General features: G+C 56.9%; 8 protein-coding genes and 1 pseudogene. 1 reads left to right on the top strand and 8 read right to left on the bottom strand.

The window, feature by feature from the left end; translation table 11 throughout:
• The first annotated feature begins 243 nt into the window (after window positions 1–243).
• The gene (locus tag B4968_RS21315) at window positions 244–510 is read left to right on the top strand and encodes a helix-turn-helix transcriptional regulator (protein ID WP_338153327.1); all 267 of its coding nucleotides are present in this window, start codon (window positions 244–246) and stop codon (window positions 508–510) included.
• Between the two features lie 387 nt (window positions 511–897).
• On the opposite strand, the gene B4968_RS21310 is transcribed toward B4968_RS21315, so the two are convergent.
• The 8 genes and pseudogenes from B4968_RS21310 to B4968_RS21285 all read right to left on the bottom strand — a co-directional run.
• The gene (locus B4968_RS21310; RefSeq protein ID WP_083101228.1) at window positions 898–1,998 is read right to left on the bottom strand and encodes a HupE/UreJ family protein; all 1,101 of its coding nucleotides are present in this window, start codon (window positions 1,996–1,998) and stop codon (window positions 898–900) included.
• A gap of 34 nt (window positions 1,999–2,032) precedes the next feature.
• Complete coding sequence (locus tag B4968_RS21305; protein ID WP_083101227.1) at window positions 2,033–2,863, bottom strand: peptidyl-prolyl cis-trans isomerase; 831 nt, start codon at window positions 2,861–2,863, stop codon at window positions 2,033–2,035.
• Between the two features lie 135 nt (window positions 2,864–2,998).
• A complete protein-coding gene (locus B4968_RS25445) occupies window positions 2,999–3,868 on the bottom strand; it encodes a DUF3604 domain-containing protein (RefSeq protein WP_277620978.1) in 870 nt (289 codons plus the stop codon).
• Window positions 3,792–4,931 carry a DUF3604 domain-containing protein gene (locus B4968_RS25440; RefSeq protein WP_277620977.1) on the bottom strand — a complete coding sequence of 380 codons (1,140 nt, stop codon included), beginning with the start codon at window positions 4,929–4,931 and terminating at the stop codon, window positions 3,792–3,794. Before B4968_RS25440 ends, B4968_RS25445 begins: the two co-directional genes overlap by 77 nt.
• Window positions 4,932–5,054: 123 nt before the next feature.
• Entirely contained in the window at window positions 5,055–5,294 is a 240-nt protein-coding gene (locus B4968_RS25955) for a DUF3604 domain-containing protein (protein ID WP_206601127.1), read from the bottom strand.
• Window positions 5,295–5,296: 2 nt separating this feature from the next.
• On the bottom strand, window positions 5,297–5,755 hold the full coding sequence (locus tag B4968_RS25950; RefSeq protein WP_206601126.1) for a DUF3604 domain-containing protein: 459 nt from the start codon (window positions 5,753–5,755) through the stop codon (window positions 5,297–5,299).
• On the bottom strand, window positions 5,755–6,981 hold the full coding sequence (locus B4968_RS25430) for a DUF3604 domain-containing protein (protein ID WP_206601125.1): 1,227 nt from the start codon (window positions 6,979–6,981) through the stop codon (window positions 5,755–5,757). The genes B4968_RS25950 and B4968_RS25430 overlap by 1 nt, the downstream gene beginning before the upstream one ends.
• Before the next feature lie 571 nt (window positions 6,982–7,552).
• A pseudogene (locus B4968_RS21285) lies at window positions 7,553–8,239 on the bottom strand (IS110 family transposase); the annotation flags it as partial.

Below are 8,239 nucleotides of genomic sequence, written 5' to 3'. Positions count from 1 at the left end.
ATTCTGGACATTAGGGCAAGGAATTGAGCATGTTTCATATCTTTCGGATATCAAGTCCGTTAGAAGTCGTCAATACTAAGTGATTAGAAATCAGATAGGTGAAGTCAAACAGATACCCCATCACTCAGACCCGGCAACGGATGCGCCCGCAACGATGAAGGTGCAGCGAGACAAAACAAGGGCGTTCGCGCACGCGCGCTCTTTGATTGTTGTGCTGTTATCCAACTGTGGTACCGTCCCATTGTGGACATACAGAAATGTCCGATACAGGACAATAATAAGGTGACAACGTCAAATCAACTACGCGCCGCGCGCGCATTGGTCGGCCTTTCGCAGGATGAAGTTGCATCCAAAATCGGATCATCAACCAAGACTGTCAGGCGGGCAGAGGCCGGGGAGGATTCCGTTTCCCCAAAGACGTTTCAAGCTATTCGCCAAGCGTTAGAGGATGCGAGCGTCAAATTCATCGAAGAAAATGGTGGGGGAGCTGGTGTGAGGCTTGCCAAATAGCATTATAGGGGGCCGAAGTCCCCTATAGGTTTCTTAAGGTCAGGACTTCGGTAAAGGGACCGGTTCAGTCAAGCTATTTCTAGCAAGTACTTTCATCCGCCGAAGCGGGTCATCTAAGGCTTTTGCCGTTCACAATTTATGTCGCTGTTTTCGATTGAGGTTCTTCGGGTACATGCTTGGTTCGTGGTCAACGCTTTGGTTCCCATGCTGATCCGCCCGGCGCGCACGATTGCATCCAGGTCTTGAAACGCCCCGTCACGGACGACCGCTTTTGTCTGGCCGAAGTTTGATCTGTGCACGTGCAGCTAGTGTCAGCAATCCCGCTCTTCGTGTCGATTATCACGAACGGCCCATTCCCGACATTCAGCGATGCGCGATGCTGACTCATCAGCTTGCCCAGACCGGACATTCGTCGATGGCGCAGCATTTTCGAGAAGTGAATGACCGCAGCGCGGACAAAGTGCTGCGCAACGCGCACAACCGGCTTGAAAACCCACTTACCCGTTCGATCACCCAGAAAGATGCGGTTGAGCCTATAAAGTAAGCCGGTAATTGTTCCGCCCAGTTCGGCCAGTCTCGAAACAACTTCTTCAGCAGGAACACAACGGCAAGCACGCTCAGCACAAAGGTGAGCTGCCCCAATTCGACACCAACGTTGAACATCAGCAGAGCCAGCGGAATTTCGTGCTCGGGCAGGCCAATATCGGCCAGCGCACCAGCGAACCCGAGACCGTGAAGCAGGCCAAAAGTAAATGCAACCAGCCACGGGTAGGTTGCTGTCAAGCTGGGCTTGTTCCGCTTGACCTTTAAAAGCTCGCCCGCAAGGAACAAGATAGACAATGCAATTATAGCCTCGACCGGTGGCCCTGGCACCCATACCAATCCTAACGTCGCTGCAGCCAAAGTGAGACTATGCGCCAAGGTGAAGGATGTGATCGCCCACAACAATCTCCTGGTTGGTCCGACGATCAGAAGCAGGGCCAACACGAACAATAGGTGATCAAACCCTTCAAGAATGTGTTCGAACCCCAAAACGGTGTAGTCCCACGTAACCTGCGCTGCACTTCGGGGACCTTTCACGATCATCCAGGGCTGTGACGGCTGCAGCAGAGTCGTTGTCGCGGCTCGATTGGCGAATGCGATCCGCACAAGCACATCCGTTCTGCTTTCGCGCAGCCCGGCAATTTCGATACGGCTGCCCAGAAATTGCGCGGGATCGACCTCGATCAGGCGGCGCTCAACGATTGATCTCGGCATCTCAGTCGTGACTGGTTCGGTCAGATTCCGTGCGGCCCCGGGCAGTTGCAAAGCCAACGCTGGCAGCGGGGTAGACAACTTTGGGCTGCGCCAAAGCACGCTGTAACGCCCCTCGGAAATTTCAGTGAATTCTAGGTAGCCGGGCGTCGTGTCATCCGCGCGCGCCGCGCCGCCAAAAAGAACCGCACATACCGTCAGCAGTACGGCAAGAAAATGCAGGCTTCGCACCATCCTCAGTTCTCCCCTGTGAGCTGGGGCTGATCTTCTACCGGCACGACAGTGACATCATATCTGGACAGCAGTTTTTGAAGGTCTCTTCTTCCAGGGCCTTTTTTTGTTCAAGCTGCCACTCCCGCGCGACCAGATCGCGGACTTCGGCCAGATCGGGCAAGCGTCCCGGGATCCTGTCGCTGACAAGAACCAGATGCGCGCCAAAGCCGGATCGAACCGGCCCCACCCATGTGCCCACCGGGGCGGAGGCGAGTGATCCAGCGAACTCCTCGCCGAAATCACGCCTGATCTGAGCAACAGAGGCAAGCTGGTATGATGGGGGCAGCATGATCGGATCCCCAAGCAGCGCCGCGTCTTCACCGGCCCGCACTCTCGTCAGGACAACCTCGGCATCCCTGCCTATATCGTTGCGCTTGTCCGGGCTGAGATAGACATGTTGGAAGGATAGCTTGGGGCACAGACGAAACCGGTCTTCGTTTGCGGTTAAATACAGCTGTAGGTCCTCGTCCGAAGGGGATGTCAGGGCAGACACATCCTCAAGAATGAATCCCAGCTTTTGCCGCAGACGGCGACGGATCAACCCGTCCCCTTCGTCCAATCCCAGATTGAGAGCTTCGCGATAGAACACCTCATCCCGGATGTATTCGGAGATCAGGCGCTGCCGTTCCTGAGGTGTCGGAGGCCGCGACCATGTCTTGGTGAACCCCGCTTCCAGCTGTTCGATCTGCCCCGAACTGACTACAATCTTGTCCGGGTTTTCCGCTTCAGACGGGTTCAGCGCCCCAAAAGCGATGAACAGGCCGGCCCCGATCGCTAGAAAGTGCAGCATCGGTTCCCGAAGGGCTTTCTTTAGGTCAATAGCCATTGATCTTGCTCACCTTGAACGTCTGAAAGTATAGGGCCAAGTGGCCCCCGTGTGGTGCTGGTCGCGTCATTGAGGTCTCTTCCCACATGAAGGGGCCTGCCAAACAAGCCCCTTCAATGTGTAGATGGTTACGCGTTACCCGTTGCTGGGCGTGTACCAGACCGGGCTGGTGTAGGCGCGTTCCTGATGGGTCGGCTCGACCATATCGGGGCGATCAACCCCGAAGAACGCGGCTTCATACGTGGTCCAGCGCGGCGTGGGAATTTCCAGCACTCGCACATAGTAGAACGCACGTTCCGCCGGGTCGAAGTCCGGGTCTTTCCAACCCATCAACAACGCGTCTCCGATGCTGTTGGTATAGCGCGCGTTTTCGATATCGACCGTATTGCCCACTGGGGCCAGCTTGCCATCGTCGCCTAATGCGCGGTTATCCGACCAAGCCACGTCATAGACTTTTTCATAGGTCTGGCCGTCCGCGTCAGACCAGCCTTTGATGATTTGGATGCGGTCAAGGTTGGCACCGTCTGGGTCACGCAACGCCCGGACCATCAGGGTTGGCGCCTTACCGTCGGGTGCTTGGGTGAGATCGCCCCCCATCGGGACACCATTGCGATAGCCGGTCTCGGCAAAATCAGGACGTTGAACATCCTCTTCTACGAAATCCCAGCCAGCGAAGACGCGCACGCTGATCCGAGTGCCGGTGCTGGCGTAAACCTCCTTGCGCTTCATCGCGTCCCAGATGGCTTCCCGGGTGTTATCCGTTGCCCATACAGCCGCGAGACCAGCGCCAAGTGTTTCGGCATGGAAGACGTCAAAGTTACGTCCCTGGGGATCGGGGACCCGACCGGTAACCTTGTCGGTGAAACGCTCTTCGTTATGTTCGCCGTTAATCAGATAGGGCTCGAACTTGCTGACCTTGCCAAAGAAATTATCTTCGCCGGCGGTTTGACAGACCCGTATGGGAATCCGTTGACCCCACCAACCCAAATTTGAACGGGTTGACACCCAGCTTTTCCTCATAGACCAGGCCTCGCTTGTAGGCCTCGCGGGCGTATTCCCGGTTGATCATGCCGGGGTCCTTGGCCGCACCAAAGCTGCCTTTGTCCCACGTGCCGTAATCGGCAAACTCATCGTTCGGCGAAAGCATGGGGTGCGCTTCGCTGTCGCCTTTCATCTGGGTGACTTCATACATCGGTTCCCAGCGCATGCGGCGTTCCGCATATTCCCGGGTGAGTTCCTTGCCGCTCAGCGTGATGTCATCAAACATCAACCCGTTGGACAGGTTGCCGTTATGCGCAAGGGCCAGCAACCGGCCTCCGGTCTCGGCTTCGTAGGCCTCCATCCAGTCCCATAAATCTTCCGGGTCCGAGGAGTCGAAGTTGGTAAAAGGCAGCTTGCGATCCGCCTTGTCCTTGCCACCGCGGTAGATGACATTGCGATGCATATTGTTGCCGCCCGGATTGGATGTCCATTCAAACCCGATGAAGGAGGTAAAGACGCCGGGATCGTTGAACTGTTCGGCATAACCGGTCATGCGCTCCCAAGCCGTGCCTCTCAGCGCGTCATCGTCAAGGGGATCCTCCCCATCGTTGACGGCCGTCAACCATTCGGCATAGGCCTGATCAATATTTCCGTCTGCAAGCAATTCCGCCATTCTCTTGCCAAAGGGAAAGCGCATGAGGGCCGGGTTCTTTTCAAGCGCCATCGGGGCCAGGCCAAGGTTTTCCGCATGGTCAGCAACGACCAGCCAGTCATAAGGACGCACGAGCTTGGCGCGGACACCATGGCTGGAGACCACCTCTTCTCCGCGGGCAAAGCGATAGGCGTCATCGGGCCCGGTGGTGGCCCCCATGAAACCGGCATCAGTAGACCAGCCTGTGTGCAAGTGGGTGTCCCCCCACAGCACTTTTTCTGGGTAGCCCCGGTTCAAATAGGGTGAATATTCGGCATCTCTTTTGGGCACATTGCTGACCCCATAGTCGGGCAGTGTCTGGCTGAGAGCCACAGTAGCGGTGGTGCTCATCAAAGCGACGACCATAAGGTTTTGGATTTTCCGAAAGACGGTCATAAGTAGCTCTCCCCAGTGCAATTATAATCCGAGTGTTTCTTCTTTAATCTTGTCAGAATACCGGGTGGCGCAGCATGATTTTGGTCACAACGCGCCACCCGCAAGTGGATTGATCGCTCGACCCTACGCGCCTGGTTTGTACCAGATCGGGCTGGTGTAGGCGCGTTCAGTGGTGATCATTTGCGTGCCTTCGGGCGCCTCGGCCTCGAAATGCTTGGCGTCATAGGCCGTCCAGCGCGGCGTCGGGATCTCGATCACGCGGCCGTAGTAAAAGGCACTCAGGGCCGGGTCGAAATCGGGGTCGGTCCATGTCGCCACCAGTTCGGTCGCGCCGATGGTGTTGGCATAGGTTGCGTTGGCCACGTCTACGTGCTGCCCACCAGCGGCAGTTTGCCCTCGGCGTCCAATGCGCGGTCATCGCTCCACGCAACATTATAGACCGTCTCGTGCAACGCACCCTCGGCGTCCATCCAGCCTTTCACGATCTGGTAGCGGTCCAGATTGGCCCCGATGGCATCTTTCAACGCTGCAACAAGGAAGGTCGGCGCTTTGCCTTCGGGTGCTGCACTCAGTTCGCCGCCCATCGGTACGCCCTTTTCATAGCCAGTGATGGCGGGACGGCGGGTGTGCGCGTCCTCATCAGTGAAGTCCCAGCCACCGAACAGGCGCACAGCCATGCGCGGGCCAGTGGTGGCATAGGTTTCGCGGCGGCGCATGGCGTCAAAGATGCTCTCGCGGGTGTTTTCCAGCGCCCAGACGGCGGCATAGCCGGAAGCGGCGATATCGGTTCCGCGATACATGTTGTCGTCGTCGAATTTCAGCATCACGCTTGCAACCGCTCTTCGGAGGGCTCCACATGCGGCAACTTAGAAAAGAAGTTGTCCTCAGCCATGGCTGCCATGCCGGTATGGGCATCGCTGGAGCCGATCATGCCGAACTGATAGGGGTTCACCCCAACATCGGCTTCGATCTTCAGGCCGTTCTGGAGCGCCGAGCGGGCATACTCGTATTCCAGCATTTCATTGGTCTTGGGAACACTCAGGTTGAGGTTGCCCTTGTCCCAGGTCTCGTAGTCCGCGAACTCGTCGTTGGGGCTGAGGAAGGGGTGGGCCTCGCCGTCGCCCTTCTCCTGTGTCGCCTCGATCAGCGGCTCCCATTGGGCGCGGGTCTGCGCCCATTCCGGGGTGATCGGGCTGCCGTCATACATGGTGTCCTGGTACATCCGGCCATTGGACAGATTGCCATTATGGGGGATCGCCAAAAGCTGGCCGTGGGTTTCAGCCTCATATGTTGCCATCCAGTCCCAAAGATCCTCGGGGTTCTCACTGATGAAACTGGAATAGGGGATCATCTGGTTGGCCTTGTCGGCCCCGTCCCGATACATCACCACCCGGTGCAGGTTGTTGCCGCCCGCGTTAGACGACCATTCATAGCCAATAAAGGCCGTGAACGCGCCCGGATCATTATACTTTTCCGCAGCCGCATTGTTCGCTTCCCAGATCGACCGGGTCAGGCGCTCGTTTGAGAGCACGTCCGGCATGCCTGTGCCCTTGTCCACCGCTTCTAGGATTGCATAGTAGGGAATCATCGCATCTTCGCCACCCGCCTTCAGGTTTTCGTGCCATTCGCGCACGGTGGGATCCGTCATGACCTCGGGCAGGCCGTCCTTGACGGCGCCCATCGTGCCCATGTTTTCGGCGTGATCCGCCACAACAAGGAAATCCAGCGGGCGGCTCAGCCTACCGCGCACCCCGGTGGATGATGTGATTTCTTCGCCCCGGGCAAACCGATAGGCGTCTTCTGGCGTCACCGATGTGCCAAAGGACACGGCATCAAACGATTGCGCCGTGTGCAGATGGGTGTCACCAAATAGTGGCCGCTGCGGGAGGTTTCGATCGACCCAGGGCGAATAGGTGCGTTCGATCGGGTGCGAATTCTTCGCAATCTCGGCGTCTGAGTAATAGTGTCCAAGATCCTGTGCGTGGGCGGCCGTTAGAGTCGCCAGAACGCTGACTGTGCTTATCAGAGTGGCAAGAGTGGTTCTGTGCATATTGGGCTCCATTTGGTTCTCAAAAAGGCACGCGCACGCGCGTTAGAATCACATTCTGCAACGGAACAGCCGCCAATTTTGGTCAGATCACGCCAGCTGAAAACTTAATGGTGATAATCAAAGCGGCAGCATGAGCGTGAACATAAAGACTTCAAGATGAACCACCGGTTCGGGTTGCACCTGACGACCAACCGTCCGCTCGCTAAAGTCAGCACCGCTAAACCTAAGCAAGCTTTTCAATGTCTGCTTCTTTAACCTCAATCAGATTTTCCGCAGACGCAGCGAATGACCTGTGTGGATGGCTCCTGCATAGCAAGACATTTTTGGTCAGATTTGTGCATTTGTCAGAAGCAGTCATGTGTCCGGCCTGTTTGCGCGGTTTTGACCGCTGGCCCTCCCTCTCAGCGATGCAAGCATCGCCTGCCGGGCAGTGGATGGGTTCCGCAAACCAAGTCCCTTACAGGAATTCGGGCTTTTGAGCCCGGGACATTCGACGGGGTGTCTTGGTTTTGGCGGCAGACTTATGCACCATCATCTCGCGGGTCTTGCTATCTCGTTGTTTCTATTCCTCTCAAGCCGTGTGCGGGTTGTAAGGTTGGTTTCGGGTCAGAACGGCCCAGACGATCCGAGCCGTTTTGTTGGCCATTGCAACAGTCGCTACGCGTGCTGGTTTTCGTTCCAGTAAAGAAGTGAGCCATTTACTGGCCCGTTCGGGATGGGATCGGGTTTGCCTGACCAAAGATGTCATGCCGACAACCAGCAATGACCGTAAATATTGATCGCCCATCCATTGCCCGGCAGGGTATTGCGCAGCAATGTCCCGAGAGGGTTTGTAATCCGTCCCAATTTCTCCTTACCGCCACTGGACTTGTTGGCGGGCGTCAGCCCCAACCATGCTGCGAATGCACGGCCGTTTTCAAACTGATGTCCATCACCAATGCTCGCGATAATCGCAGACGCGGTCACTGCGCCAACGCCCGCTGCCTGGCAGGGCATGTTTACATGCCCGAGAAGGGGGATAGTTCGTAATAGTCGCACTCGCGCGTCTTCCTTGGCGACCTGCTTGAGGCGGTTTTCGTACCAGCGGATCCGAGCATGAAGGGGCATCAGATGTTCGCAGAGGTTATGAAACACCTCGTTTGCGATATCGGGCAGCTCCAAGACCTCGCCAGCCAAGATATCTTCGGCAAAACCGATGACCCGGGCGAGACCCCTGGCGATGTAAACACCGAACTCGGCGACCATGCCTCGAAGGCCG

The sequence above is a fragment of the Pseudophaeobacter leonis genome, assembly GCF_002087335.1.
Lineage (GTDB): Bacteria > Pseudomonadota > Alphaproteobacteria > Rhodobacterales > Rhodobacteraceae > Pseudophaeobacter > Pseudophaeobacter leonis.
This window is presented reverse-complemented; position numbering and strand designations above follow the sequence as displayed.